Source organism: Leisingera sp. ANG-M1 (genome assembly GCF_000813745.1).
Classification (GTDB): domain Bacteria; phylum Pseudomonadota; class Alphaproteobacteria; order Rhodobacterales; family Rhodobacteraceae; genus Leisingera.
On sequence record NZ_JWLC01000019.1, the window covers coordinates 51,636 to 77,746 of the forward strand.

Sequence of the window (26,111 nt, forward strand, 5' to 3'; positions counted from 1 at the left end):
TTGCAATGCAGGAGCGGAACAACAGCCCCTGCCGCCTCTGAAACCTGACGAGGAGCACCTGCTGTGAAGACCAATGCCCGCAACGTCATTGTGCTTGGCGGTACTGGATTTCTTGGCAGGCGGCTGGTCAGCCGCCTCGCAGAGCGCGGCTGCCGGGTCAGTGTTGGAACCCGGTTTCCCGGGGCCGCTGCCCGCAGCCGCCGCTGGGGCGGGGGTGTGAATTTGGTCCGGACCAACCTGAAGAACCGCAGCGCATTGGCCAGGGTGCTGGCAGGCTGCAGCGCGGTGGTCAATTGCATCGGCTATTACGCCGAGACCCGCGGCGAAAGCTTCCAGGACGTTCACTCCGAGGCCGCCCGCAGGATTGCCCGTTTGGTTCGGGAAAACGGAGACCAGCGCCTCATCCATATTTCCGGGATCGGGGCCAGCCTGAGTTCACCCTCAGCCTATGTCCGGGCCCGTGCAGAAGGCGAGGCCGCGGTGCGCACTGCTTGCCCGGGCGCGGTTGTCCTGCGGCCCAGTGTGATGTTCAGCCGCAACGGCGCCTTCTTTGGCGATCTGCAAAAGATCGCGGCACGGCTGCCGGTCATTCCATTGTTTGGCATGGGCCGCACGCGGCTGCAGCCGGTTTGGGTCGAGGACGTCGCCGAAGCAGTTTGCCGTATTCTTGATGGCGGCCGCGTCGGCCGGAAAGTGATCGAGTTGGGCGGGCCTGATATCTTTACCTACCGGGAGATACTGCAGCGCCTGATTGTCCGCAGCGGCCGCCGCCGCTTGCTTTTGCCGCTACCCTTTGCGCTGTGGCGGATTGCGGCGGCGCTGCTCTCTCCGCTGCCGCAGCCACCGGTAACGCAGGCACAGATCGCTTTGATGCAGCGGGACAATATTGCCGGTGCCACCGCCGCGGGGTTTGCCGACCTCGGGATGGAGCCGCAGTCGGCAATCGCCATGGGATTGGTTTAGAGGGAGCAGAGCCCACCGCGAAGCGCCCGCACCGGAAGCCATTTCCGGTGCGGGCACGGGATCAAGCGAAGCTGATGCCGCTGTTGATCATCGGAAGTTCGGTCACCCGCGGACCGGAGACGGCAATGGCATTGGCCAGTGCCGGAGCTGAGGGCGGGGTGCCGGGCTCGCCGACACCGGAGGGCGCCTCGGCGGAGGGCACGATATGCACCTCGATGGCGTTGATGTCGCCGATCCGAAGCGGCTCGTAGTCAGGGAAGTTGAACTGGTCGACAACACCATCCGTCAGGGTGATCTCATTGCGCATCACATGGCCGATGCCGTAGCCAATACCGCCTTCCATCTGCGCCTTGACCACATCCGGGTTGACGGCAAGGCCGCAATCCACGGCACAGGTGACCTTCTCGACCTGCACCCCGTCATCCGCATTTCCAGAGATCTCAACCACCTCAGCCACATAGCTGCCAAAGCTCTTGTGCACGGCGATGCCCTGGCTGCGGCCTTCGGGCGCGCTGCCCCAGTTGCCCTTGTCCGCAGCGAGCTTCAGTACACCGGCCAGACGCTCTTGGTCCTTGCCGCCGCCTTCCAGCAGCGCTAGGCGGAATTCCACCGGATCGCGGCCAGCCGCGCGGGCGGCTTCGTCCATCATGGTTTCCATCACATAGGCCGTGTGGGTATGCCCGACCGAGCGCCACCACAGAACGTTGGTGGCCTTGGCCACATCGGAGAGGCCGACGAATTGCCCCTGGATCTGGTACAGGCCGTCCGGCACGCCTTCGACCGAGGTGTGATCGACCCCGTTGTGCACCAGCATCGGTTCAAAGAAGGTGCCTTTTATGATCGACTGCGCGGCGATGCGATGGTCCCATCCGGTGATGTTGCCACCGGCATCCAGCCCCACGCGCACCTTATGTGCCACTGCCGGGCGGTAGTAGCCGCCGGTGATGTCATCTTCACGCGACCAGACCAGTTTCACCGGGCGCGAGCGGTCAGTGAGGACAAAGGCCAGCGCTGCCTCGACCTGGTAGTCCGCGGTCGGGGTGGCGCGGCGGCCAAAGGAGCCGCCAGCCAGCATCGTGTTGATGCGGATCTTCTCCATCGGCAGCTGGAAGATCTCGGCCAGGGCCATATGCGGGCCGGTCGGGATCTGGGCGCCGTCGTGCAGGGTGATGCCGCCGTCCTCATTGGCCTCGATGGTGCAGGTGAGCGGCTCCATCGGCGCGTGTGCCAGCAGCGGGAAGTAGAAGGTCTGCTCGACCACTTTCTCCGCACCGTCAATCAGGGCGGCGGTGGCGGCCGGGTCGGCGCCATTGACGTTGTATTCCGGGTCGCTGTTCACCGCGTTCAGCAGTTGCTCTCGGATCTGGTCCGAGCTGCGGTTTTCGGCATTAGATAGATCCCAATCCACGGTGACCGCTTCGCGCGCCTGGAACGCGGCCCAGGTGTTTTCGGCGTACACCGCAACGCCCGCCTTGTTGGGCAGAACCGCGGCGCGGATGTAGCCTTTGACCTCCTTGGCGTCCGTATCGTCGAACCCGGCAGCCAGCCCGCCCATGCGCGGGCTGCGGGCAATGACTGCCACCATTTGGTTCGGCAGATGCAGGTCCATGGCATATTTCGCTGTGCCGTTGGTCTTGGGCAGAGAGTCCTTGCGCTTGACCTTGGCGTTGCCGATCAGGCGGAACTCGCTGGGGTCTTTCAGTCGCGGCTCGGCCGGAGCCTCCATCTGCGCGGCGGCGCCGACGAAATCCGCAATTGGCGCCTGCTGGCCTGCGCCTTTGATGATACCGTCTTCGATGGACAATGTGCTGACGTCTGCGCCCCAGGCCTCAGCCGCGGCCTTGATCAGCATCTCGCGGGCGGCGGCACCGGCCTGGCGGTACTGCATGAAGGAGTTGGCCATCGCGGTGGAGCCGCCGGTGCCCTGGAACTGGCCAAACGCCAGGTTAGCATAGCGCGAGGGGTCGGAGGGGGCGAATTCGTACTGTATGTCTTCCATCGAGACGCCAAGTTCTTCGGCGATCAGAGTGGTGAGGCCGGTGGCCGGGCCCTGGCCCTTCTCGAAGTGCTTGACGATGGCGGTGACGGTGCCGTCGGCGTCGATCCTTACGAAGGGGTTCAGCTGTGCAGGCGCAGAGCCAGCGGCCAGAGCGCCATCCGGGCGGGCACCGACATACAGTACGGCAGCAGCGGCAGCGGCGGATTTCAGGAAGCCGCGGCGGGAGGTGTTCAGGGTCATATCAGGCCTCCATCATGTCGGATGCGCGCAGGATCGCGGAGCGGATGCGCTGGTAGGTGGCGCAGCGGCAGGCGTTGCCGTTCATGTAATCGTCGATCTCTTCAACGGTTGGCTTGGGGTTCTCGCTCAAGAGTCCCACCGCGGACATGATCTGGCCCGACTGGCAGTAGCCGCATTGCACCACGTCCAGCTCTACCCAGGCGGCCTGCACCGCTTGCGCGGCCTTGGAGTTCAGCCCTTCGATGGTGGTGATTTCCGCACCTTCGGCGTCTTCGATATAGGTCTGGCAGGAGCGTACCGGCTCGCCGTCCAGATGCACCGTGCAGGCGCCGCAGGCAGCGACGCCGCAGCCGAATTTGGTGCCGGTCAGTTTCAGTTCATCCCGGATCACCCACAGCAGCGGGGTTCCGGGTTCGGCTTCGACCTCATGTGTCTGGCCGTTGAGTTTCAGTGAAAGTGCCATGGCTGTGGGGCCTCCCCTTGGCTGGAAGTTCTGGTTCAGGATTGTTCGAATTTGGCGAAGGCATCGGCGTAATCGGGATGCCAGCGCGACAAGGCCGGGCGGTTTTCTAAGACATCGCCCAAGGCCCATGTGACCCGGCGCCGGTCGCGCTCGGGTGTGACGTCATTGTCCGGGCAGAGAATATAGAAATCACCTGCCGCCATCCGGGTGAGAAGGTGATCGACGGTCTGGTCGGAAGTCCAAGCAGCGGCGGGTTTTTCCGGAATATGGCGGGCCACCATGCCGGTATATGTGAAGCCGGGCACAAACAGATGCGCCGAGATGGGTGCCCCTGCCTGGCGCAGGTCATGGGCCAGCATCTCGGTCAGCACCTTCACACCAGCTTTTGAGACATTGTAGCCGGGGTTGCCTGGCGGGGTGGTGATGCCCTGTTTCGAGCCGGTGTTGATCACCGCGGCGGGCCGCTCGGCGGCGATCATCCGCGGCAGGAAGGCCTGTACTCCGTTCAGCACGCCGAACAGGTTCACCTCGATCATCGCGCGCCAGGCGTCTGGCTCCTCCCAGCTGCCGGACGGGCGGCCGATACCTGCGTTGTTCATCAACACCGCGACCTCGCCGGTATCAAAGGCTGCATCGGCCAGCGCTTGAACCGCTGTTGCATCGCTGACGTCTGTCGGCACCGCAAGAACTGGCGCGCCAGGCTGGGCAATAGCGCGCAGTTTCTCTGCGGCCTGCGCCAAAGCCTCGCTCGGGAGATCAGCCAGAACGATACCGAGACCGCCTTGTGCAAACCGTTCGGCGGCGGCATAGCCGACACCGCTGGCGCCGCCGGTTACAACCGCTAGTCCGCCTGCTGCAAGTGCTTGTCCGTACATAGCTTTCCCTCCCAGATTTGGATTGTGAGCAGGAGCGGTTACAGCCCCATGCCTGCCTTGATCCCGCCGATGAAGGTCTCGTCATCATGCGCTTCGCGGGCACTCAGCAGTGCCTCGGCATCCGCTCCGGCACGGTAGCGCAGCCGGGATGTGCCGTCGGTCACGGCGGTGCGGATCACCTCTGCAACCAGTTCAGGCTCAGAGGCCTGCGCGCCGAATGTGCCCATAGCAGCCTGCATCCCGGCCACGACAGGCATGTATTCTGGCATGCTCTCATCCACGGCAAAGTCAAAGGAACGGCCGCCGAAATCAGTATTGATCATGCCCGGCTCGACGATCTTGACCTTCACACCGCACGCTTCGAGCTCGTAATGCAGAGCTTCGGACAAGCCTTCGACTGCGAACTTAGTGCCATGATACAGCGTGCCCAGCGGAAAGGTCATTTGCCCGCCGATAGAAGAGACATTGACGATAATGCCGGATTTCTGAGCCCGCATATGCGGCAGCACCGCTTTGGTCACCGCCAGAAGGCCGATCACATTGGTGTCGAACTGGCGTTCGATCCGCTCCATCGGGAAAGCCTCCAGCGGGCCATAGGCGCCATAGCCAGCATTGTTCAGCAGCACGTCGATTTGCCCGAAAGCGCTCAGCGACTTGTTCACGGCATCCGCGATGGTGTCCGGCTTGGTCACATCCAGCGCCGTCACCAGGACATTGGCCCGCTCCGCCAGATCCCCGGCATCTGCAGGATTGCGCATCGTGGCAATGACATTCCAGCCGTCTTCGGCAAACAAGCGGGCCGTGGCTTTGCCGATCCCTGAAGAGGCCCCGGTGATAAGAATGGTCTGCGGCATTTCTCAGCTCCAGCAATTCGGTTGCCACCAAGGTAGAGCGGACGCTGCTGTTCCCCGTGCCCGATCCTCCGGATGATCTGCCTGATCCTCCGAAGCTTCGGGATTTGAGGTTCTGTGCCGCCGTCGCAGCGACTATAAATCAAGGGCAACAGGAGGAACGCCCATGGTACCCCAGGACCTGATTTCCGAAGTCGCTGAATTTGTCCGCGCACGCGGCGGGCTTGAAACCGGCTGTGAAACCGGGATCGAGGGGCTGTTTGCGTTTTGCAGCGAGAGGCGGACCGAGTTTCAGGCAATGATCTACGAGCCGGTCATGTGCCTTGTTCTGCAAGGCGCCAAAGAAGCGCATCTGGAGGACCGGGTGGTCCGCTACGGGGCTGGCAAATCGCTGATCGTCAGCCATGCCCTGCCTGTGACGGCAGGGGTGATTGATGCCTCGCCTGAAACCCCATATGTTTCGCTGGCCTTGCAGCTGGATCTCGCCACCGTACGCAGCCTCTATGACGAGATCGGTGCGGCCGAGGGGCAGGCACGGGCCTCGCATTCGATGAGCGTGGCCGATGGCGATGCGGATCTGTTCGACGCGGTGGCGCGATTGTTCCGCCTGGCCAAGGACCCGGTGGAAGTGCAGGCGCTGGCGCCGCTGGTGCTGAAGGAAATCCATTTCCGCTTGTTGCGTGCCCAGCACGGCGGCATGCTGCGCCAGCTTCTGCTGCATGAAAGCCCGGCGAGCCGGATTGCCAAGGCAATTTCAATGATCCGGGAGGGCTACAAGGCTGCGCTGCCGGTGTCTGAACTGGCCGCAGCAGCCGGGATGAGCCAATCGACTTTCCACGAGCATTTCAAGGCGCTCACTTCCAGCACCCCGTTGCAATACCAGAAGGAGCTGCGGCTGATGGAAGCGCGCAGGCTGCTGATGAGCGGCGGCAAGTCGGTGGCGTCGGCGGCCTATGATGTAGGCTACGAAAGCCCGACCCAGTTCAGCCGCGAATACACCCGCAAGTTCGGAGTGTCGCCGCGCGATGAAAAACCGGCAACGGCTGCGGCTTCTTAATTACCGCTGGCGTCCCGGCTGGTCTTCATCCAGGGCTTTTCCTGCACGCGCGCCTCGCGCAAGGTGCGGCCGTAGAGACCGGTAAACGAGCGGCCTAGCGAAGAAGCCGAAGAGAACCCGCAGCGAAGCGCGATCTGCTCCAGGCTCAGGTGGGTTTCCTCGGACAGGTACCGGGCATGCTGGAGGCGCAGCATCTTGTAGTATTTGCCGGGCTTCATGCCCAGCTCCCGGTGAAACGCGCGGGCCAGGGTGCTTTCGGACAGGGACAGCCGGTCTGCCAGCTCAGCGGTTGTCATGGGTGTTTCGATGTTTTCTGCCATCAGATTGGCCGCCTCCAGGATCTTGGGGGAGCCTTTTTGCTCCAGCCGGGCGGCACCGCGGTTCAGCTCGGATTGCCGGGAGGGATCGTAGACAAACATGGTTGAGGCACCGAAGGCAGCGGCGGATCCGTACAGATCCTGGATCAGGCTCAGCATCATGTCGAGCGCGGTGCTGGCGCCGCCGCAGGTGAGGTACGGGCCGGAGCGGACAAAACGGGCGGTGGAGACTTCGATCTTGGGGAAGGCTTCGGTGAAGGCCTCCAGTTCCTGCCAGTGGATTGTGGCGGTATGCCCGTCCAGCGCTCCGGCCTGGGCGAGCAGCCAGGCCGCGGTGTCGAGGGCAAGGACCAGTTTCGCCTGCCGGGTTGCGGTTCTGAGTTTCGCCAGAAGGGCGGGGGTTGCCTGTGTGCGCACATTGTAGCCGGCGACCAGCACCAGGTTGCGGCTGCCGCGCTGTTCGTGGAAGGCACTGTCGGGTGCAATCCGCAGCCCGCTGGAGCTGGTGACCGGGGCGCCGTCCAGGGTGCTGACCCGCCAGGCGGCGGTGTCCTGACCTGCGGTCATCCGGACATCGCGCAACGGCTCCATGGCGCTGGCCAGCACCATATTCGAAAAGCCGTCGAACAGAAGAAATTCGAAGATTGGTGGCGGATTTGACGGCATTTGTGTGTTTTTTGACCGAAAAAGTATAAGCGTAGCCGCATTTGGTGGGCTAATCACTGCAGAAGTCAAGACTGTTGACGACCCGCCGACGCCGATCCGAACACTGCTCTCTAGCCACTGATACACTTATGACAACTGCTCGCCTCCTCTGGCAGCCGGATCTTTCGGCGCGCCGCAAACCGCTCTTGTGTGATTTCCACGCGCAGGCCGAGGCCGCTGCCGGCCGCGCCTTTGCGGATCATTCGGAATTGCACGCCTGGTCGGTGGATCATGCCGCAGATTTCTGGCCGCTGGTCTGGGACTTTTGCGGGCTGGAAGGAGAGAAAGGCAGTATTGCCCTGGTGCCGGACGACGATCCGATGCAGGTGCGGTTCTTCCCGGAAGCACGGCTCAACATCGTTGATACCTTTTTGAAGAACGCGGACTGTCGCGAGGCGGTTGTGTTCATTGGCGAAGACGGACGCCGCATGGCCTGGACACGCGCTGAGCTGAAGCGTGAGGTGGAGCAGCTGGCCGTGGCCCTGCGTGATGCTGGGATCGAGGCTGGCGACCATGTTGCGGGCTACGTGCCGAACATGCCGCAGACGGTGGCAGCGATGCTGGCCACGGCTTCGCTGGGGGCGGTTTGGTCTTCTTGCGCGCCTGAGAGCGGGCCGGATGTGGTGGTTGACCGGTTCGGTCAGATTGAGCCCAAACTGATGTTCGCCGCCGATGGCTACTTCTACAACGGTAAAACGTTCGATACCCGCGCCGCCATTGCCGAGGTTGCCTCCCGGGTGCCGTCAATCGGTCAGATCGTGGTCTGGCCTTATGCCAGCGGGGCCGAGGACCTGCCGGAAGGCATGATTGCCTATGACGCCTTTAAACATGAGGATGCACAGGCGCTGGCCTGCCGCCCTATGAGCTTCCGCGATCCTCTTTATGTGATGTTCTCCTCCGGCACCACCGGCAAGCCCAAATGCATTGAGCATTCCGGCGGCGGCACGCTGCTGCGGATGCTGGTGGAGCAGCAGCTGCACTGTGACCTGCGCCCCGGCGACCGGATGTTCTATTACACCACTTGCAACTGGATGATGTGGAACTGGCAGGTGGCAGCGCTGGCCTCCGAAGCCGCGATTGTGCTGTTTGACGGCAACCCGATGTATCCCGGCATCAGCCGCCTGTTCGACCTGGCAGAGGCTGAAAAGGTCACCCATTTTGGTATTTCCGCCAAATACATAGACGCTTCGCAGAAGCGCCGGAACCGGCCCGTGGAGACCCACAATCTGGACGATCTGCGGGTGGTTCTGTCCACTGGCTCGCCGCTGTCGCCCGAGGGCTTTGCCCATGTCTATGCAGACTGGAAAGCGGATGTGCAGCTGGCCTCGATCTGCGGCGGCACCGATATTCTGGGCTGCTTCATTGGCGGCTGCCCGGTGCTGCCGGTGCACCAGGGCGAAATCCAGGCGCCGATGCTGGGGCTGGATGTGGCGACCCTGAACGATGCAGGCGAGCCGGTTGAAGGCGCCGCGGGCGAGCTGGTCTGCCGCAATGCGCATCCGTCGATGCCGACGCGGTTTCTGAACGATCCGGAAAATGCCCGCTACCGGTCCAGCTATTTCGAGACTTACCTCAACATATGGCGGCAGGGGGATTTCACCATCCGCACGGAGCACGGCGGCTATGTCGTTCTGGGCCGCTCGGATGCGACCCTGAACCCGGGCGGCGTGCGGATCGGAACGGCAGAGATCTACCGGCAGCTCGACAAGATTGACGAGGTCTCGGACGCGGTGGTCGTGGGCCAGAATTTCGACAACGATGTGCGGGTGGTTCTCTTTGTGCAAACCGCCGAAGGTTCCGTGCTGGATGACGCCCTAACTAATCGTGTTAAAACGGAAATCCGCAAGAACGCATCGCCACGCCATGTGCCGACAAAAATCATCTCTGTCGCTGATATCCCGCGCACCAAATCCGGTAAAACCGCCGAGCTGGCAGTGCGCGATGTGGTGAACAAACAACCTGTCCGCAACCTCTCCGGCCTCGCGAACCCGCAGGCGCTGGAGCTGTTTGCGGATCACCCTGAATTGCAAGTTTGACCCTAAAGGAGCGAGATCATGCCCCTGACCATGAACCGTGAAGTCTTCATCACCGCTGCCGTGACCGGCTCGGGTGGCACCCAGGATAAATCCCCCCATGTGCCGCGCTCGCCCAAGCAGATTGCCGAGTCTGCGATTGAGGCCGCCAAGGCCGGCGCCGCTGTTGTGCACTGCCATGTGCGCGATCCGGAAACCGGTGCGCCGTCCCGGAAACTTGAGTATTACCGGGAGCTCACAGACCGCATCCGCGATTCCGAGGTGGATGTGGTTCTGAACCTGACCGCGGGTATGGGTGGCGACATCGTGTTTGGCGGCGTAGAAAACCCGTTCCCGGTCAACGAGGCGGCGACTGACATGATCGGTGCCACCGAGCGGATGGCCCATATTGCTGAATGCCTGCCGGAAATCTGCACTCTGGACTGCGGCACCATGAACTTTGCCGAGGCCGATTACGTCATGACCAACTTCCCCGGCATGCTGCGCGCCATGGGCCAGATGATGACCGATCTGGGTGTGAAGCCCGAGATCGAGGCGTTTGACACCGGTCACCTGTGGTTTGCCAAGCAGTTGGTGAAAGAGGGAATTCTGGAGCCGAACGCACTGGTGCAGCTGTGCATGGGGGTGCCGTGGGGCGCGCCGAACGACCTCAACACCTTTATGGCGATGGTCAACAATGTGCCGGCGGACTGGACTTGGTCGGCGTTCAGCCTGGGCCGCGACCAGATGCCCTATGCGGCGCAGTCGGTGCTGGCTGGCGGCAACGTGCGGGTTGGTCTGGAAGACAACCTGTTCCTGGAGAAGGGCGTGCTGGCCACCAACGCGCAGCTGGTGGAGCGCGCGGTTGGCGTGATCGAGGGCATGGGCGCCAAGATCATCGGCCCCGATGCGGTCCGCGAGAAGCTGGGTCTGACCAAGCGCGCGCCGGTGGCGAAATAACCGGCAACCTGGGGGTGCTGTGCGTGCACCCCCTGTACACCGCTTATGCACCGCAGCGCTGCGGTACGGGGCAACTTGGGGGCTCGCCCCCAAACCCCCAGGATATTTTTGGCCAGAAGAAGAGCCGGGCGTTATTGAAAGGGAAATCAGATGAAAACAGCAGCAATCATCGGCGGCGGGGTTATCGGCGGCGGCTGGGCCGCGCGGTTCCTTCTGAACGGCTGGAATGTGCGGGTGTTCGACCCGGACCCGGAAGCGGAACGCAAGATCGGCGAAGTGCTGGCAAACGCCCGCCGCTCGCTGCCGTCGCTTTATGACAAGGCACTGCCCGCTGAGGGAGCGCTGACCTTCCACAATGACATGGCCGAGGCCGTGGCGGAGGCTTCCTGGATTCAGGAAAGCGTGCCGGAGCGGCTGGACCTGAAGCACAAGATCCACGCGCAGATCCAAGAGCACGCGCCGGTAAGCGCGGTGATCGGCTCCTCCACTTCGGGCTTCAAGCCGTCGGAGCTGAACGAGCAGGGCGCCCGCGCCGTGGTGGCGCATCCGTTCAACCCGGTCTACCTGCTGCCGCTGGTCGAGCTGGTGGGCGATGCGGACACTTGCGCACAAGCTTCGGACCTGCTGCGCGAGGTGGGCATGTACCCGCTGACCGTGCGCAAGGAGATTGATGCGCATATCGCCGACCGGCTGCTGGAAGCGGTCTGGCGTGAAGGCCTGTGGCTGATCAAGGACGGCATCTGCACCACCGAGGAGCTGGATGAATCGATCCGTATGGGCTTTGGCCTCCGCTGGGCGCAGATGGGCCTCTTTGAGACCTACCGGATTGCCGGCGGCGAAGCGGGCATGAAGCACTTCATGGCGCAGTTCGGCCCGGCGCTGGAATGGCCCTGGACCAAGCTGATGGATGTGCCGGAGTTCACCGACGAGCTGGTGGACCTGATCGCGGGCCAGTCGGATGCGCAATCGGGCCATCTGTCGATCCGTGAGCTGGAGCGCCTGCGCGACGACAACCTGGTCGGCATGATGCGGGCGCTGAAAAAGTCCGGCAGCGGCGCCGGCGGCACCATAAACGCGCATGAGGCCACGCTGCCCACGCCGGAAGCGGCGGATCTGCCGGTGACCGTCAGCCGCCCGGTGCCGCAGAGCTGGACAGACTACAACGGCCACATGAACGAGGCGCATTACACCGAGGCTTCGGCCCAGGCGACCGACCGTTTCATGGAGATGATCGGCTGCGACGCGGAATACATCGCCGCGGGCGGCAGCTATTTCACCGTCGAGAACCACGTGCGCTTCCTGGATGAGCTGCATGAGGGTGACGCGCTGACTGTCACCACTCAGGTGCTGCAGGGCGAAGGCAAGAAAATGCATCTGTTCCACCGCCTGCATGGCCCCGAGGGCAAGCTGGCGGCAACTGTGGAAACGCTGCTGCTGCATATGGACCTGAATGCCCGCGGCACGTCGCTGCCCTCACAGGACGTGGCGGACAAGCTGGCAAGCTATGCCGCGGCTCATGCAGGAATGCCGATGCCGGAGGGCGCCGGGCGCCACGTCGGCCAGCGCGGCTGAGCTTGGGGCCGGCGGGTTTGCGGCCCGCTGGAATACCCCGCTGCGGGCTGGATCTCCTCCCCGATTCCAGCCCGCATTTTCGCGGCCGGTTCCGCCGGCTGCCCGGGGAGGCATTTCCGGAAACCAAGGCAATAGGGAGGGCTTCATCCCGTCTTGGCAGACCGGGCAGCTTTTCCGGGGCGGAGGACTCCGGGGGCTATTGCATAGGGACAAAGGGAGGACCAAATGTCTGAAAGCAATTCAAACAGCCACCTGGTGGCAAAGTCCGGTTTCTTTACCGGCCTGCACCCGGGAATGGGTATGGCGGCAAAGGCGATGATTGCCGCCTTTGTGATTTTCACTGTGTTGAACGTCGAGTTTGCAGGCGGCCTTTACAAGTCGGTCCGCAGCTGGATCGAAGGCGGCCTGAGCTGGTATTACATCTCGGTTCTGGCCGGGATCATGTTCTTCTGCTTCTTCCTGATGTTCTCGAAGTTCGGCAGCCTGCGGCTGGGTGACGACAATTCACGGCCCGAATTCAGCAACTTCAGCTGGTTTGCGATGCTGTTTTCTGCCGGCATCGGTATCGGCATCCTGTTCTTTGGCGTTGCCGAGCCGATCTTCTACTTCGATAACTCGGCGGTTTGGGGCTATCCGAACAACCCCCATGCGGAGATGGCGGGCCATTCGGACATGGACATGCAGCGCGCGATTGACGCGATGCGGGTGACCTATTTCCACTGGGGTTTCCATGGCTGGGCGCTCTATGTGATTGTTGGCCTGTGCCTGGCGTATTTCGGTTTCCGCAAAAAACTGCCGCTGACTATGCGTTCGGCGCTGTATCCGCTGATCGGCGAGAAGATCTATGGCCCCTGGGGGCACATGGTGGACCTGCTGGCGGTGTTTGGCTCGGTCTTTGGCATCGCGACCTCGCTGGGCCTGGGCACCAGCCAGATGGCTACCGGTCTCAACGTGCTGTTCGGGCTGGAACCGACCGACACGCTGAAAATCGTGCTGATTGTGATTGTGACCATCATCGCAACGCTCTCCACCGTGTCCGGTGTGGGCAAAGGCATCCGGATCATCTCGGAATGGAATATCTGGCTGTCGATGTTCCTGCTGGCGGCCTTTGTGGTCATCGGCCCGCTGAAATGGCTGCTGGGCTTTTATGTGACCACCCTGGGTGACTACATCTGGAACTTCATTCCGATGGGTTTCTGGACCGCGAGCTCGGAAGAGAACATCGCCTGGCAGGGCGGCTGGACCATCTTCTACTGGGGCTGGTGGATCGCATGGGCGCCGATGGTGGGCATGTTCATCGCCCGTATCTCGCGCGGGCGGACCATCCGCGAGTTCATGGTGGGCGTGCTGTTCGTGCCAACCGCGATAGCGTTTTTCTGGCTGTGCATGTTCGGTGGCAACGCGATCTGGCAGGAGCTTAATATGGCAGGCGGCCCGGCGGCCGAAGGTGGTGCAGGCGTGATTGCCACAGTGCGCAACTGGGACCTGCCCGCGGCGCTTTACGGTACCATCGGCAATCTGGGCGCTACTTCCTGGCTGGGCGATCTGAGCTGGACGGCCTGGCCGCTGTCGGCGCTGGCAACCCTGCTCTTGTTCTCGTGGTTTGTGACTTCGGCAGACTCCGGCACCCTGGTGATCACCACCATGCTGTCGATGGGCGACGACAACCCGCCGAAGAAGTTCCGCATCATCTGGGGCGTTGGCATTGGGGCAACTGCAATTGTGCTGCTGAAGGCCGGGGGGTTGAGCGCTCTGCAGACCGCGTCGATTGCGGCCGCTTTCCCGATCTCCTTTGTGATCATCGGGATGACACTGGGGCTGTATAAGTCGCTGAAGACCGACCCGTCTGCAGCGCCGATCGCCGATGCGGCCTCTGCGCCGGACGGCACCCGTATGTCGCAGGATCTGCACGCCTGAAACGGGGCAGATCGCTGAAACGAAGAGCGCCGGGCTGCTGAGGCCCGGCGCTGTTTTATCGTTTTGCCTGAGGGACCTTAGTCGCAGGCGGCAGTAACGATGATTTCGACCTTCAGGATTTCGCGCGCCAGTTTGGCTTCGCCGCAGGCACGCGCCGGTGCGTGGCCTTCGGGAACCCAGGCGTTCCAAACCTCGTTCAGCTCGGCGAAATAGGACATATCGGACAGCCAGATCACGGTCTGCAGCAGGCGGGTTTTGTCGCTGCCGGCTTCTTCCAGCAGGGCGTCGACCTTGGCGAGGATTTCGCGGGTCTGCTCAGCCGCGGTTTCGGCCTCGGAGACCTGGCCGCTGAGATAGACAACGCCGTTGTGCTTGACGATTTTGCTGGCGCGGGCGGTGGTGCCGATACGGGTGATGGTCATTGGGAAGTTTCCTCTGGTCAAAGAACCTTGCGGTCATAGCGGTTGATGCGGAAGGGGGAAAGGTCGAAACGGCTCCGTCCGGTAAGCACCAGATCAGCCATCGCCTGGCCGACGATAGGGCCCATCTGGAAGCCGTGGGCGGAGAAGCCGAAGGCGTGGAAAGCGCGGTCTGCGTTTGCTGCGGGGCCGATCACGGGAAGGTTATCGGGCATATAGGCCTCAAGCCCCGCCCACATCCGGTTGATGCTGGCGCGGCGCATGATCGGGAAGAATTCCGCCGTAGTGCGTGCGGCGCAGGCGAGCTTTGCATAGTCCAGCCTGGTGCGGTTGCTGGCGCGGTCGGCAAAACCCTTTGCGCCGCCGCCGATCAGGACGGTTCCGTTTTCGAATTGCTTGAAGCTAAGCTGGCGGCTGACGGCCCCGACTACGGGGGAAGCAAAATGCGGTATCCGCGCAGTGATCATCAGCATCGGTGCGGCATGGCTGAGAGGCACATTGTCGCCGATCATCAGCGCAATCCGGTCGGCCCAAGCGCCGGCGCAATTGACGACGGTTTCCGCCTCATAGCGGTTCCTGGCCCCTTGAGCGAGCCAGGCGGCACCAATGCGGCGCAGGCCGATCAGCTCTTCGCCTTCGATGATCTGCGCACCGTAGCGTTCGGCGGCGTGGCGGAAAGCGCTGGTGGATTTGTAGGGGATGGCATAGCCGTCCTTCTCCGAGATGGCGCCGCCCGCGCAGTCGCGGCTCACATGCGGCAGGCGATCGAGCAGCTCGGCCCGGCTGAGGATGCGTTCGTGGGTGTAGCCTGCGGCCAGCATCTTCGCCTCGCGGGCGCGCAGGGTGGTCATGTCTGTCTGATCGGCGGCAATGTTGATGACACCCTGGCGGCGGAAGCCGGTGTTGTGCCCCAGCTCTTGGTCCAGGGTCTGCCACATCTCCATCGAGGCTTTGGATAGCGGCACCTCGGCCATGTCTCGGCCCAAGAGACGCACGCCGCCTGCATTGACGCCAGAGGCGTGGCGGCCGGCATAGTCCTTCTCCAGCAGGATCACTGAGGCGCCCCGGCGGGCCAGGTGATAGGCGGTGGCGCACCCCTGGATGCCGCCGCCGATGATCAGGACGTCGGCTTTCATTCCGCGGCCTCCGCTTGTGCAGGGGCGGGCACGGCCTGGAAGCGGCTCAGCTCCTCCAGCGTTAGCAGGCGCTGGGGGCTGCGCAGGCGGTAGTAGCCAACGGCCTCGGGCGGTTCAGCCTGCCACTCGGCCAAGAGCCCGGTCACCATATGGCCGCATTGGCGGCCCTGGCAGGGGCCCATGCCGCAGCGTGTCAGGGATTTCAGTGCATTAGGGTCGCGGGCGCCCTGATTAAAACCGGCGCGCAGGTTCGCGAGGCTTTGCTCCTCGCAGCGGCAGACCAATGTTTCCGGGTTTTGCGGCAGCCGGAAGGCACCGGCGGGGCGGTAGAGGCGGTCAAGGAAGGCGCGGAAGGGGGCCATGGCAGCGAGCCGGGCGGAGCCAGGAGCGGTCTGGCGGTCGCGCTCTCCTTCGCTTAGATGGCCAAGGCGGTGCAGGATGTTGAGCGCAGCCAGATCACCTGCGATGCGGGCGCCCTCTGCTCCGATGATCCCGGCGCCGTCTCCCGCGGCCGAGACATGCGGGACGGATGTTTGGCCCCAGGCATCGGCCTCGACCTGCCAGCAGAGCTGCTGCGGGTTCCAGCGGTGGGCCAGATCCATCGCGCGGGTCATGTTGAGGTTGGGCTGGACGCCATGATGCAGGAAGACGGTTTCTGAGGCGATCTCATAGGGTTGGCCGTTTGCGGTGAACCGCAGACCCTCGGCTTTATCCTCTCCCAGTATCTCCAGGCCTTCGGCAAAGCGGTACTGCGGGATGCCGGCGGCGCGGATCTCGCGCAGGAGGGCGAGGCCTTTTTTCAGCTGCCCGGCCTGGCGCAGGGCACCGGGCAGCAGCGGGACGGCGTTCAGGTAGTTTTGCCGCGGGGTGGTGTCGACCAGGGCGGCGACGGGCACGCCAAGGCGCAGGTATTGCGCCACGATCAGATAGAGCAGCGGGCCGGAGCCTGCGAAGACGGCGCCGTCGGCCACCGTGGCATCGGACTTTAGCATCACTTGGGCGGCGCCGACGGTCATCACGCCGGGCAGGGTCCAGCCGGGGATGGGCATCGGGCGTTCCATCGCGCCGGGGCAGAGCAGCATCTCGCGGCAGTGCAGCTCATGGGTGTCGCCAAGGTGCGAGAACAAGACGCGGCCGTCATCGCCCAGGTGCCAAGCGTCGGCGCCGGTGAAACGGGTGATCTCGGCGCGGTTGAATTCGGCAATCAGGGCCGCGCCGGCAGTGTAGTCCGGCCCCAGCACGCTGGCGTCCGGCAGAGGGCTGGCAGCGGCGGCGCGGTAGATCTGGCCGCCGACGCGGGCGCCGCGGTCCAGCACGGCAACATTGGCGCCGCCTTTGGCGAGCGCGATGGCGGCGGCCATGCCGGCAGGCCCGGCGCCGATGATGGCGCAGTCAAAGGCCTGCATCTGGTGCCCCCCTGTCTTCGGTGATGGTCTGGGTTGCGACTGTCATGCCTTCAGCCACCTGGCGCAGGCAGGCCTGCTGGTTGGGGAAGCCGTCGATGACCACCATGCATTCGAAACAGACGCCCATGGCGCAATAGGCGCTGCGGTCCTGGCCCGACAGAGCGGCGCGGCGGGTCACAGGCTGGCCGCAAAGCACCATGGCGGACCAGACCGATTGTCCGGCGGCGGCGGTCACGGCCTGGCCGTTGATTGTCAGCGTGATCTTGGGCGCGCTGTCTGAACGCAGGGATCGGAACATCGGCGGACCTCCATCGGGGATTGGGAAAAAGGGAAAGGCGGCGGGGAGGGCGCGCCTTTCCCAAGTACGGGACTGGCTTACTCGGCGATCTTGTCGAGGATGGCTTGGCCCCAGTCCTGGCCGACATCTTCCAGCACCTGCGGCCAGACCTGGGCGCGCACGTGTTCGGCGGTGGCGGAGAGCTCGGCGTCGCTCAGCGAGACGATCTTGGCGCCGTTGTCCGCGAGCTTCTGCTCAAAAGCGCCCTGGTCGGCCTCGGCGGTTTGCCAGCGCTTGGCCTCAAACGCCACGGCGGCCTGCTCAAGGGCGGCGCGGTCGCCGTCGTTCAGCTCGGCAAGGGTGCCGGAGTTGATGATCATGTACCAGACCTCGAAGTGGGTGTTCACCGGCACATAAGTGGTGGTCACGTCGCGGAAGGAGGCGTAGTAACCCTCGGCACCCGAACCCACGACACCGTCAACCACGCCGGTCTGCACCGCGGTGAAGGCTTCGGAGAAGGGGATCGGCGAGGAGATGTAGCCAAGCGCGTCGGCGGTCAGCTGGAAGCTCTTGATGCCGGGGACGCGGACCTTGATGCCTTTGGCAGCAGAGGGATTGCCGGGGTCGACGGCATCGGTGTTCAGGGCGACGCCGCCGAAATAGACCGGGTAGGCGGCCAGCATGGTGATGTCTTGCTTGGCGTAAAGCTCCTTCATCGCGTCATAGATCGCGCCGCCGGGGCCGTAGATCTTTTTCGCCTCGGCCCAGTTGGAAGCGACATAGGGAAAGGCCGAGATTTGCATCCGGCGGTCGACGGCGGTGGCAGCGGGCTGCACCGCCATGTCGATGGCGCCGACGGAAATGCGCTCCTGCACCGAGGTGTAGTCGCCGAGCGCCGAGGCGGGGAACAGGTTCAGTTCCAGCGAGCCGCTGGTGGCACCCGAGAGGTCCTCGGCAAAGGCGCGCAGCTCGTTGTCGATGGTGGCGCCCTGCGGGCGGATGTGGCTGAGCTTGAGCGTGTCAGCCATGGCCATGCCAGCGGTGGCGGCCAGGGCTGCGGCCATGCAGGTGGATTTCAGGAACGTCATCATGGGTTTTCTCCTCCGTGAGTGATGATGAATGCGGGGGCGGCTCAGTAGCCGAAGACGCGGGGCAGCCAGAGCGACAGGTCAGGCCAGAAGCTGGTGAGGAACACCACCGGCAGGTAGCCGAGCAGGATCAGGGTCATGGCGGGGCGGATCACCTTGGTGACCGGCACCTGGCCGACGCGGGCGCCAAGGTAGAGGATCGAGGCATAAGGTGGTGTGACGCCGCCCATCGCGGTGTTGACGCCCATGATCGCGGCGAACTGGATCGGGCTGACGCCGATCGCCTGCATCAGCGGCAGCAGGAGCGGCGCAATCAGGATGATGGCAGTAACGTCGTTCACCACCATGCCAACCAGGAATAAGAGGATGTTGATGAGGACGAGCAGCAGCGCCTTGTTCTCGGTGATCGAGAAGATGCCTTCGACGATCGCTTGCGGCACGCTTTCCAGCACAAACATCTGACTGAGGATCATCGAGAACAGGATCATCAGCATGATCGCGCCCACCGAGGTTGCCGCTTCGCGCCCCGCGCCGAGGAAGGTGCGGATGTCGAGGCCCTTGTAGATCAGGAAGCCGACGGGCACGGCGTAGATCACGGCGACGGCTGCGGCCTCGGTCGGGGTCATGATGCCGCCGTAGATGCCGCCGAGGATGATCACCGGCATCAAAAGCGCCGGGGTAGCCTTGAGCCCGCGGGTTGTGGCCTCGGACATGAAGGCCTGGCCTTTGAGCGGTTCGGCAAGCTGCAGCGGGAACTTGCGGGCCATGCGGATGTTCACCACCGAGAAGGAGGACATGATCAGCAGACCCGGGCCGAGGGTGGCGAGGAAACAGGCGAGGATCGAGGTGTCGGTGACCCAGCCGTAGACGATCATGGTGACCGAGGGCGGAATCAGCAGGCCCAGCAGCGAGGCATTGGCGATGAGGGCTGTGGCGTATTCGCGGGGGTATCCCTGTTTCTCCATCTCGGGGATCAGCAGCGGGCCGATGGCGGCCACGCCGGTGAGGCCGGAGCCGGAGATCGCACCAATGAGGGCGCAGGACACAGTGGCGACAACGCCCAAGCCGCCGCGCAGGTGGCCGATGAAGATGTTGACGAAATTCAATAGCGAAGCAGCGATGCCGGAGACACTCATGATCGTGCCGGCCAGCACGAACAGCGGGATTGCCAGCAGTACCGGGTTGCCCAGCTGCTGGAATCCCCAGAGCATGTTGCCCTTCATCACCACGTCGCCAGCGAAATACATCACCATCAGACCGGCGCCAAAGCAGTAGGGGAGCGGCACGCCCAGGGTCAGCAGCAGGACCAGGACCAGAACGGCAAGGAGGGCAATCTCGATCATCTCAGGCTTCCTTTTGCGCCGGGAGGGGGGAGAACAGGGCACGGATATGCAGGGCCAGATGCCAGGCGGTGAAAGCCATCATCAGGACCATGCCGATGAACAGGGCGGCATCGACGTAGAAAGTCGGCAGGTAGAGCGTCGGACTTTCGCGCCAGACCCGCTGAGAATACTTCCAGAAGTCCCAGGCCCAGGAGGTGAGCCAGAGGCCGACGGTCAGGCTGATCACCTCACCGATGATGGCGAGCACCTGGTGCTGGCGTTCGGAGGACAGGAAGATCTCGAGCACGTTGGCGCGAATGTGGGTGTTCTCGCGCGAGGCGTTCACGGCGCCCAGCATGTAGAGCCAGAGTGTCGGGTAGAGCAGGCTTTCCTCCAGTCCCATCACCGGGATTTCCAGCACATAGCGGGTGATCACCTGGAAAAATTGGCCGAGCGCCACCAGGCAGATCAGCACTGTCAGCAGTACACTGAAGGCGCGTGTCATGTTCCCCTCCCTTTTGGGCGGATACAGGCGGTGCATCCGTGGCAGGGAAACTTGCGGGTGCGAGGTATTAAGTCAAAGCGATTAAATTGATTGATGAATAGGGTTGCTTTATGGTTTGTGAAAAATGTGAAGGAAATCAAAGGCCATGAACCTGAGCTTTCGTCAGCTACAGGCCTTCCGGGAGGTGATGCGGACCGGATCGGTGTCCGATGCGGCGCGAATTCTGGGGCGGACTCAGCCTGCGGTCTCTGCCTTAATCGCTAACCTTGAGAGCGAGCTGGGGATCAATTTGTTCCGCCGCCAGCGGGGAAAGATGGCACCGACGCCCGAGGCACAGTATTTTCTGAGCGAGGCGGAGGCGATCCTGGACCGGCTGGCGCTGTCGACCCGCACCATGCGCGAGATCGGGGCGCTGGCGAAAGGGAGGTTGAACATCGCCTGCATGCCGGCAGCGGCGAGCCTGCTGATGCCGCAGCTCTTGGGAGAGTTCCTGCAGGACAAGCCGGAGGTGCGGGCGTCCCTGATGATGCGGGCCTCGCCGGTGATCGAGGAATGGGTTGCCTCGCAGCAGTATGACATCGGGCTGGGCGAGACGCCAAAGCCGTCAGCGGCGATTGAGACGGTGGATTTTCAGATGGACTGCGTCTGTGCGATCCCTGCAGGCGATCCCCTGGCAGAGCTGGAAGCGGTAGAGGCGCGGCATCTGTCGGGCAAGCCGATGGCAGCGCTGCAAGAGGGGCACCCGAACCTGATTGCAACCTTGCGGGCGTTTGAGGCACAGAAGGCGCGGTTTGAGCATCGCTTCGAACTTCGGACCTTTCATCCGGCGCTGACTCTGGTGGAGAAGGGGCTGTGCTACTGCGTGTGCGATCCGATCACTGCCGCCGGGTACGTGAACATGCGGCCGGACCCGCGGCCGGTGGTGTTCCGGCCGTTTCGCCCTGGTGTGGCGCTGGAGGTATCAGTGATGCAGCCTGCGCACCGGCCGCCCTCTGCATTGGCAAATGAGTTTGCCAAGCTCTTGGGGTCGGCCCTTGAGGGGATCAACGGGATGTTTCGTGCCGGGCCGCAGGACGGCCCGGCGCAGCGGGTCAAAGCTTGATCACCGCCATTTTGTCTTGGGTCATGTCATGCATGGTGTAGCCGATACCGCCGGTGTTGTAGCCGGACTGGCGGCGGCCGGCGAAGGGCATCCAGTCAACGCGGAAGGCGGTGTGGTCGTTGACCATGACCGCGGTGGCGTCGAGCTGGCGGACGGCCTGCATGGCGGTGTCCAGGCTTTGGGTGAAGACCGCGGCCTGGAAGGCGAAGGGCAGATTGTTTGCAGTTTCAAAGGCTTCCTCGACGCTGTTGGTGCTGTAGACGCAGATCACCGGGCCAAAGATTTCCAGCTGCGAGACGCGGGCGTCTGCAGGCGGGTCCAATAGAACGGTTGGCGCGTAGGTGGTTTCACCGAGGCGTTTTCCTCCTGTGAGCAGCTTGGCGCCGCCGTTTACGGCCTCGTTCACCCATTCCTCGATCCGGTCGACCTCGCCGGGGCGGATCAGCGGGCCGCAGTCGGTGGTGGGATCTGTGGCGTCACCGACTTTCAGCGCATTCGCGGCCTCTGCCAGTTTCTGCGCGATCTCTTCGGCTTTGGCAGAGGGAGCGAACACGCGCTGAACCGAAACACAGACCTGGCCGGAGTGGTAGAAACCGCCCTTGGCCAAGGCCGGGATCATGGCATCGGTATCCGCGTCTTCACCCACGATCACAGGCGCCGCGCCGCCGTGTTCCAAGGCGCAGCGGGTCCCGGGAGCGAGTTTGGAGCGCAGCATCCAGCCGACGCGGGCGGAGCCGATGAACGAGAAGAAACCAACGCGGGTGTCGGTGATCATCTGCTCGGCGACCTCGTTACTGCAGACCACGGAGCGGCACCAGTCCTGCGGCAATCCGGCCTCGTGCAGCATGGCAACAAAGGCCTGGCACGAGAGCGGTGTGTCCATTGCCGGTTTGACGATCACCGGGCAGCCTGTGGCGACGGCGGGCGCCACCTGGTGCACGATCAGGTTCAGCGGGTGGTTGAAGGCGCTGGCGGCCACCACCACGCCGATCGGCTCGCGCTGGGTAAAGGCGATGCGGCCCGCGCCTGCGGCAGTCAGATCCATCGGGATTTCCTTACCGGTCATCTGGCCGATCTCATGAACGCATAGCTCCACCCCGTCGATGGCGCGTTTGACCTCGACCTTGGCGTCGACCAGCGGCTTGCCGCCCTCGCTGGCGATCAGCAGGGCCAGCTCGTCAAAGCGCGCCTCCATCAGCCGAGCGGTTTTCTTGAGGATTTCGATGCGCTGATAGGCAGGCAGCCAGGCGCTGCGCTGGCGGAAGAGGCCATGCGCAGTGTCCAGCATTGCGTCGATCTGTTCCCAGCTGCTGGTCTCGACGGTGCCGATGCGTTCCAGGCTGTAGGGATTCACGACTTCTACGGTTTTGCTCATATCAGACACGCCTTTGCTGCCAGTTCGTCAATCAGGACGCGCTGATTTTCGCTGTAATCGACGGGGACATCAATCAGATGCACGCCGCCCGCGGCAAAGGCGGCCTCGAAGGTGGGCGCGAGGTCTTCGGTGCGGGTGATCCGGTGGCCGGTGGCACCATAGCTGTTGGCATACTGCACAAAATCAGGATTGTTGAACTCCAGCCCCCAGTCGTCAAAGCCCGCGTGCGATTGCTTCCAGCGGATCATGCCGTAGGAGCTGTCGTTTAGCACCGTGACCACCAGGTTGAGGTTCAGGCGGACAGCAGTTTCCAACTCTTGGCTGTTCATCATAAAGCCGCCGTCACCGCAGATCGCCATCACCCGCCGGTTCGGGTAGAGCTTGGCCGCCATCATCGCCGAGGGCAGGCCCGCACCCATTGTCGCCAGGGCGTTGTCTAGTAGCACGGTGTTGGGCTGATAAGCCTTGTAGTTCCGGGCGTACCAGATTTTGTAGATGCCATTATCCAGTGCGATGATATCGCAGTCTGCCATCACTTTGCGGGTGTCCGCGACCAGACGCTGCGGAATGATCGGGAAGCGGGGGTCTTCCGAGCCTTCGGAGGTGTGTTTCTCAGTCTCTTGCTTGATGCGCTGGAAGTAGCCGCGGTCGAAATCCAAGGGGCCGCCAAGGATTTCACCCAGGCGGGTGATGGATTGGGCGAGGTCGCCGACCACCTCGACCTGCGGGAAGTAAACCTGGTCGACCTGGGCGGCCTTGTAGTTCACATGGATGACCTTGGTGCCGCCCTCCTCCATGAAGAAGGGCGGTTTTTCGACCACGTCGTGGCCAACGTTGATAATCAGGTCGGCGCGGTCGATGGCGCAGTGCAGGTAGTCGCCATCGGACAGCGCAGCGGTGCCCAGAAACAGGTCCGAACGCTCGTCGATCACCCCTTTGCCCATCTGGGTGTTGAAGAAGGGGATTTGCGCCGCCTCGGCAAAGGCGCTGAGGGCGGAGCGGGCATCCTTGCGGTTGGCGCCGGCCCCCAGCAGCAGCAGGGGCATCTTGGCGTTGCGGATCAGCTCGGCCGCTTCGTTCAGCACGGTGTCGCCGGCCACCGCGTAATGGCGGGGGTGGGGCTGTAGAACGGGTTCGTCGGTGTCCTCGGCGGCAATGTCTTCGGGCAGTTCCAGCAGGACCGCGCCGGGGCGTTCCTCTTCGGCGACACGGAAGGCCTCGCGGATCAGGGCGGGGATGGTGTTGCCGTGCACGATCTGCTTGGACATCTTGCAGATCGGGGCGAACAGGCCGACCACGTCGATGATCTGGAACTGGCCTTGTTTCGATTTCTTGATCGGCTTCTGGCCGGTGATCATGATCAGCGGCATGCCGCCCAGATGGGCATAAGCCGCAGGGGTGGCAAAATTGGTGGCGCCGGGGCCAAGCGTGGCCATGCAGACACCGGCCTTGCCGGTGAGGCGGCCATAGGTGGCGGCCATGAAAGCGGCGCCTTGTTCGTGGCGGGTCAGAACCAGCTCAATTTTCGAAGTGCGCAGAGATTCCAGCACGTCGAGGTTTTCCTCGCCGGGGACGGCGAAGATATAGTCGACGCCTTCTGCCTCAAGGGCGGCGACTAGTAGATCGGAGGCTTTGACGGCAGCGGAACGGGTGTCAGGCATGGGGGCTCCTGTTCAATAAATTTGTGAGTTCGGAGAAGAGGTTATTCAGCGGCTTGCTGCTGCTCGGGTTCGGGGTACAGTTCGTCCATGGAGACCGAGCGGCCGTTATCAAGTACGATCCGAGCGTGGTAGCGTTTCAAGAGCCGCGGCTCGGCAGCGCCGCAGCTGTGGGCGATGATGCCGACCTCCTTTTTCATGTTCTTGGCGTAGTAGGCCACGCGTTCGGATTTGCTAGCAGGATCGAGGCCGAACTGCAGCTTGGGGTCATGGGTGGTTATGCCGGTGGGGCAGGTGTTCTTGTTGCACTGCAGGGCCTGGATGCAGCCCAGGGCAAACATGAAGCCGCGGGCGGAGTTCACGAAATCCGCGCCGGCGCAGAAAGCCCAGGCAACTTCGGACGGGTTGATCAGTTTGCCGCTGGCACAGACCTTGATGCGCTCGCGCAGGCCGTGGCGTTTCAGAATGTCGACGGCCAGCGGCAGGCTTTCGCGCAGCGGCATGCCCATGTTGTCGATCAGGCTCATCGGAGCGGCGCCGGTGCCGCCGTCGGCGCTGTCTATGGTGATGAAGTCCGGGGCGCTTTCGGGGCCGCGTTTTTGGATTTCCCGGCACAGAGAGTCGAGGAAGCCATAGGCGCCGATAACCGTCTTGAAGCCCACCGGCTTGCCGGTCACGCCGCGGACATAAGCGATCATGTCCAAGAGGTCGTCGACGCAGTCGACTTCAGGGTGGCGGTTGGGGCTGATAGCGTCCTGACCAGGTTTCAGGCCGCGGATTTCGGCGATTTCCTCGGTCACTTTGGCGCCGGGCAGGATGCCGCCTTTGCCGGGCTTGGCGCCCTGGCTCAGCTTGATTTCGAACATGCGGACACTGTCGTGGCCGGCAACCTTGCGCAGCTTGTCCTCGTCAAAGCCGCCTTCGGGCTTGCGCACGCCAAACTTGCCAGTGCCGATCTGGAACACGATGTCGGCGCCGCTTTCCAAGTGATAGGGCGACAGGCCGCCCTCGCCGGTGTTGATCCAGATGCCCGCCTTTTTGGCGCCTTGCGACAAGGCGCGGACGGCCGGGACCGAAATGGCGCCATAGCTCATGCCGGAGATGTTGAAGAAGGAATCCGTGGTGTAGGGGTGGCGTGTGTAGGGGCCGATAGTGACGGCGGAGGGCTCCTTGGCGTCCTGTTCCAGCGTCGGGAAGGGGCAGTTCACGAAATAGACGGTGCCGGTCGACCGCAGGTCACGGGTGGAGCCGAAGGCGACGGTGGAGTCGACGTTCTTGGCCGCCCGGTAGGCCCAGGAGCGTTCGGCCCGGTTGAAAGGCATCTCCTCGCGGTCGAGCGCAAAGAAGTACTGCCGGAAGAACTCGCCCATATGTTCAAAGAAATAACGGAAGCGGGCGACGACCGGGTAGTTGCGGCGCAGGGTGCTTTCGGTCTGGGTCTTGTCGCGGAAATAGATCACCACCAGCCACAAGACGCCGGCACCAACGGCAAAGATGAACGCATAAGACAGGAATTCGAGCAGTGCGAGCACAATGCTGGATATCTGAGACATGGTTTCCGTCGCTCCTTCAAGGGGTTTATCGGGCAGGTCTTGTTGCCGCCCTGGCAATTGTCACTACAGAATGCGCATGCTGCCTGCGCATTGCATTCACGTGCTGATCACATCCTGCGGAGCAGCAAAGCAGCAGCGGGCAAAGGGCCGCCGGTCTATAGCGTCCGGCTGAGGCGGCGGGCAGGGAGCAGCACTGGGCGCGCGGTGCCGCCTTTGGAGTGTGCGTCAGCAGCCTGGAGGATGTCCAGACCAGGCCGGGTCATGCGGCAGGGATGAAAAGCCCGGCTTGCGCCTGGCAGCGCAGCCGGTACCGCCGCGCAGGGCGGCTTAATCAGAATT

The 26,111-nt window shown here is 63.2% G+C and carries 22 protein-coding genes; 7 read left to right on the top strand and 15 right to left on the bottom strand.

Features of this window, described 5'->3' with window-relative positions:
• Positions 1-63: 63 nt before the first annotated feature.
• Positions 64-963: a complex I NDUFA9 subunit family protein gene (locus RA19_RS16270; RefSeq protein WP_039164485.1), complete on the top strand. Its 900-nt coding sequence runs from the start codon at positions 64-66 to the stop codon at positions 961-963.
• A 61-nt stretch (positions 964-1,024) separates the two neighbouring features.
• Here RA19_RS16270 and RA19_RS16275 read toward each other — a convergent pair whose 3' ends face one another.
• From RA19_RS16275 to RA19_RS16290, 4 genes are read right to left on the bottom strand one after another with little or no spacing between them, the layout of a single operon-like run.
• Positions 1,025-3,202: a xanthine dehydrogenase family protein molybdopterin-binding subunit gene (locus tag RA19_RS16275; protein WP_039164487.1), complete on the bottom strand. Its 2,178-nt coding sequence runs from the start codon at positions 3,200-3,202 to the stop codon at positions 1,025-1,027.
• Between the two features lies 1 nt (position 3,203).
• Complete coding sequence (locus RA19_RS16280) at positions 3,204-3,665, bottom strand: (2Fe-2S)-binding protein (protein WP_039164489.1); 462 nt, start codon at positions 3,663-3,665, stop codon at positions 3,204-3,206.
• Between the two features lie 35 nt (positions 3,666-3,700).
• Positions 3,701-4,540: an SDR family NAD(P)-dependent oxidoreductase gene (locus RA19_RS16285; protein WP_039164491.1), complete on the bottom strand. Its 840-nt coding sequence runs from the start codon at positions 4,538-4,540 to the stop codon at positions 3,701-3,703.
• Between the two features lie 38 nt (positions 4,541-4,578).
• A complete protein-coding gene (locus RA19_RS16290) occupies positions 4,579-5,394 on the bottom strand; it encodes an SDR family oxidoreductase (protein ID WP_039164493.1) in 816 nt (271 codons plus the stop codon).
• 163 nt (positions 5,395-5,557) lie between these two features.
• On the opposite strand from RA19_RS16290, the gene RA19_RS16295 reads away from it, so the two are divergent.
• The gene (locus RA19_RS16295) at positions 5,558-6,448 is read left to right on the top strand and encodes an AraC family transcriptional regulator (RefSeq protein ID WP_039164495.1); all 891 of its coding nucleotides are present in this window, start codon (positions 5,558-5,560) and stop codon (positions 6,446-6,448) included.
• Here the strand turns inward: RA19_RS16295 and RA19_RS16300 are convergent.
• Entirely contained in the window at positions 6,445-7,431 is a 987-nt protein-coding gene (locus tag RA19_RS16300; protein WP_039164497.1) for a GlxA family transcriptional regulator, read from the bottom strand. The genes RA19_RS16295 and RA19_RS16300 overlap by 4 nt on opposite strands.
• A gap of 128 nt (positions 7,432-7,559) precedes the next feature.
• On the opposite strand from RA19_RS16300, the gene RA19_RS16305 reads away from it, so the two are divergent.
• The 4 genes from RA19_RS16305 (at position 7,560) to RA19_RS16320 (ending at position 13,931) form a co-directional block, all read left to right on the top strand.
• Positions 7,560-9,506: an acetoacetate--CoA ligase gene (locus tag RA19_RS16305; RefSeq protein WP_082020561.1), complete on the top strand. Its 1,947-nt coding sequence runs from the start codon at positions 7,560-7,562 to the stop codon at positions 9,504-9,506.
• Positions 9,507-9,524: 18 nt separating this feature from the next.
• Positions 9,525-10,442 carry a 3-keto-5-aminohexanoate cleavage protein gene (locus RA19_RS16310; RefSeq protein ID WP_039164502.1) on the top strand — a complete coding sequence of 306 codons (918 nt, stop codon included), beginning with the start codon at positions 9,525-9,527 and terminating at the stop codon, positions 10,440-10,442.
• A gap of 150 nt (positions 10,443-10,592) precedes the next feature.
• A complete protein-coding gene (locus RA19_RS16315) occupies positions 10,593-12,014 on the top strand; it encodes a carnitine 3-dehydrogenase (protein WP_039164504.1) in 1,422 nt (473 codons plus the stop codon).
• A 225-nt stretch (positions 12,015-12,239) separates the two neighbouring features.
• A complete protein-coding gene (locus RA19_RS16320; protein WP_039164506.1) occupies positions 12,240-13,931 on the top strand; it encodes a BCCT family transporter in 1,692 nt (563 codons plus the stop codon).
• A 77-nt stretch (positions 13,932-14,008) separates the two neighbouring features.
• Here the strand turns inward: RA19_RS16320 and RA19_RS16325 are convergent, their stop codons facing one another.
• From RA19_RS16325 to RA19_RS16355, 7 genes are all read right to left on the bottom strand, one after another.
• Positions 14,009-14,353, bottom strand: a complete 345-nt coding sequence (locus RA19_RS16325; protein ID WP_039164509.1) for a RidA family protein — start codon at positions 14,351-14,353, stop codon at positions 14,009-14,011.
• A 17-nt stretch (positions 14,354-14,370) separates the two neighbouring features.
• A complete protein-coding gene (locus RA19_RS16330; RefSeq protein ID WP_039164510.1) occupies positions 14,371-15,486 on the bottom strand; it encodes an NAD(P)/FAD-dependent oxidoreductase in 1,116 nt (371 codons plus the stop codon).
• Complete coding sequence (locus tag RA19_RS16335) at positions 15,483-16,892, bottom strand: FAD/NAD(P)-dependent oxidoreductase (RefSeq protein ID WP_039164513.1); 1,410 nt, start codon at positions 16,890-16,892, stop codon at positions 15,483-15,485. Before RA19_RS16335 ends, RA19_RS16330 begins: the two co-directional genes overlap by 4 nt.
• Positions 16,879-17,190 (bottom strand): (2Fe-2S)-binding protein, encoded by a 312-nt coding sequence (locus tag RA19_RS16340; protein WP_039164515.1) that lies wholly within the window; start codon positions 17,188-17,190, stop codon positions 16,879-16,881. The genes RA19_RS16335 and RA19_RS16340 overlap by 14 nt, the downstream gene beginning before the upstream one ends.
• Positions 17,191-17,267: 77 nt before the next feature.
• Complete coding sequence (gene dctP, locus RA19_RS16345; protein WP_039164517.1) at positions 17,268-18,260, bottom strand: TRAP transporter substrate-binding protein DctP; 993 nt, start codon at positions 18,258-18,260, stop codon at positions 17,268-17,270.
• A gap of 41 nt (positions 18,261-18,301) precedes the next feature.
• Complete coding sequence (locus RA19_RS16350) at positions 18,302-19,600, bottom strand: TRAP transporter large permease (protein ID WP_039164518.1); 1,299 nt, start codon at positions 19,598-19,600, stop codon at positions 18,302-18,304.
• 1 nt (position 19,601) lies between these two features.
• Positions 19,602-20,084 carry a TRAP transporter small permease gene (locus RA19_RS16355; protein ID WP_039164520.1) on the bottom strand — a complete coding sequence of 161 codons (483 nt, stop codon included), beginning with the start codon at positions 20,082-20,084 and terminating at the stop codon, positions 19,602-19,604.
• A 145-nt stretch (positions 20,085-20,229) separates the two neighbouring features.
• Here RA19_RS16355 and RA19_RS16360 point away from each other — a divergent pair, with 145 nt between their 5' ends.
• The gene (locus RA19_RS16360; protein ID WP_052261837.1) at positions 20,230-21,186 is read left to right on the top strand and encodes a LysR substrate-binding domain-containing protein; all 957 of its coding nucleotides are present in this window, start codon (positions 20,230-20,232) and stop codon (positions 21,184-21,186) included.
• Here the strand turns inward: RA19_RS16360 and RA19_RS16365 are convergent.
• The 3 genes from RA19_RS16365 to RA19_RS16375 are packed head-to-tail and all read right to left on the bottom strand — an operon-like array spanning position 21,176 to position 25,772.
• Entirely contained in the window at positions 21,176-22,561 is a 1,386-nt protein-coding gene (locus RA19_RS16365) for an aldehyde dehydrogenase family protein (protein ID WP_039164522.1), read from the bottom strand. The two genes, RA19_RS16360 and RA19_RS16365, sit on opposite strands and share 11 nt — an antisense overlap.
• A complete protein-coding gene (locus tag RA19_RS16370) occupies positions 22,558-24,222 on the bottom strand; it encodes an acetolactate synthase large subunit (RefSeq protein ID WP_039164524.1) in 1,665 nt (554 codons plus the stop codon). The genes RA19_RS16365 and RA19_RS16370 overlap by 4 nt, the downstream gene beginning before the upstream one ends.
• Positions 24,223-24,263: 41 nt before the next feature.
• Positions 24,264-25,772, bottom strand: coding sequence for an FMN-binding glutamate synthase family protein (locus RA19_RS16375; protein WP_039164526.1), 1,509 nt, complete (start codon positions 25,770-25,772; stop codon positions 24,264-24,266).
• Positions 25,773-26,111: the final 339 nt, after the last annotated feature.

Bases quoted from the DNA above. Each gene is read 5' to 3' on its own strand.
- RA19_RS16275 (WP_039164487.1), bottom strand. From the start codon at position 3,202: ATGACCCTGAACACCTCCCGCCGCGGCTTCCTGAAATCCGCCGCTGCC.
- RA19_RS16280 (WP_039164489.1), bottom strand. From the start codon at position 3,665: ATGGCACTTTCACTGAAACTCAACGGCCAGACACATGAGGTCGAAGCC.
- RA19_RS16285 (WP_039164491.1), bottom strand. From the start codon at position 4,540: ATGTACGGACAAGCACTTGCAGCAGGCGGACTAGCGGTTGTAACCGGC.
- RA19_RS16290 (WP_039164493.1), bottom strand. From the start codon at position 5,394: ATGCCGCAGACCATTCTTATCACCGGGGCCTCTTCAGGGATCGGCAAA.
- RA19_RS16295 (WP_039164495.1), top strand. From the start codon at position 5,558: ATGGTACCCCAGGACCTGATTTCCGAAGTCGCTGAATTTGTCCGCGCA.
- RA19_RS16300 (WP_039164497.1), bottom strand. From the start codon at position 7,431: ATGCCGTCAAATCCGCCACCAATCTTCGAATTTCTTCTGTTCGACGGC.
- RA19_RS16305 (WP_082020561.1), top strand. From the start codon at position 7,560: ATGACAACTGCTCGCCTCCTCTGGCAGCCGGATCTTTCGGCGCGCCGC.
- RA19_RS16310 (WP_039164502.1), top strand. From the start codon at position 9,525: ATGCCCCTGACCATGAACCGTGAAGTCTTCATCACCGCTGCCGTGACC.
- RA19_RS16315 (WP_039164504.1), top strand. From the start codon at position 10,593: ATGAAAACAGCAGCAATCATCGGCGGCGGGGTTATCGGCGGCGGCTGG.
- RA19_RS16320 (WP_039164506.1), top strand. From the start codon at position 12,240: ATGTCTGAAAGCAATTCAAACAGCCACCTGGTGGCAAAGTCCGGTTTC.
- RA19_RS16325 (WP_039164509.1), bottom strand. From the start codon at position 14,353: ATGACCATCACCCGTATCGGCACCACCGCCCGCGCCAGCAAAATCGTC.
- RA19_RS16330 (WP_039164510.1), bottom strand. From the start codon at position 15,486: ATGAAAGCCGACGTCCTGATCATCGGCGGCGGCATCCAGGGGTGCGCC.
- RA19_RS16335 (WP_039164513.1), bottom strand. From the start codon at position 16,892: ATGCAGGCCTTTGACTGCGCCATCATCGGCGCCGGGCCTGCCGGCATG.
- RA19_RS16340 (WP_039164515.1), bottom strand. From the start codon at position 17,190: ATGTTCCGATCCCTGCGTTCAGACAGCGCGCCCAAGATCACGCTGACA.
- dctP (WP_039164517.1), bottom strand. From the start codon at position 18,260: ATGATGACGTTCCTGAAATCCACCTGCATGGCCGCAGCCCTGGCCGCC.
- RA19_RS16350 (WP_039164518.1), bottom strand. From the start codon at position 19,600: ATGATCGAGATTGCCCTCCTTGCCGTTCTGGTCCTGGTCCTGCTGCTG.
- RA19_RS16355 (WP_039164520.1), bottom strand. From the start codon at position 20,084: ATGACACGCGCCTTCAGTGTACTGCTGACAGTGCTGATCTGCCTGGTG.
- RA19_RS16360 (WP_052261837.1), top strand. From the start codon at position 20,230: ATGAACCTGAGCTTTCGTCAGCTACAGGCCTTCCGGGAGGTGATGCGG.
- RA19_RS16365 (WP_039164522.1), bottom strand. From the start codon at position 22,561: ATGAGCAAAACCGTAGAAGTCGTGAATCCCTACAGCCTGGAACGCATC.
- RA19_RS16370 (WP_039164524.1), bottom strand. From the start codon at position 24,222: ATGCCTGACACCCGTTCCGCTGCCGTCAAAGCCTCCGATCTACTAGTC.
- RA19_RS16375 (WP_039164526.1), bottom strand. From the start codon at position 25,772: ATGTCTCAGATATCCAGCATTGTGCTCGCACTGCTCGAATTCCTGTCT.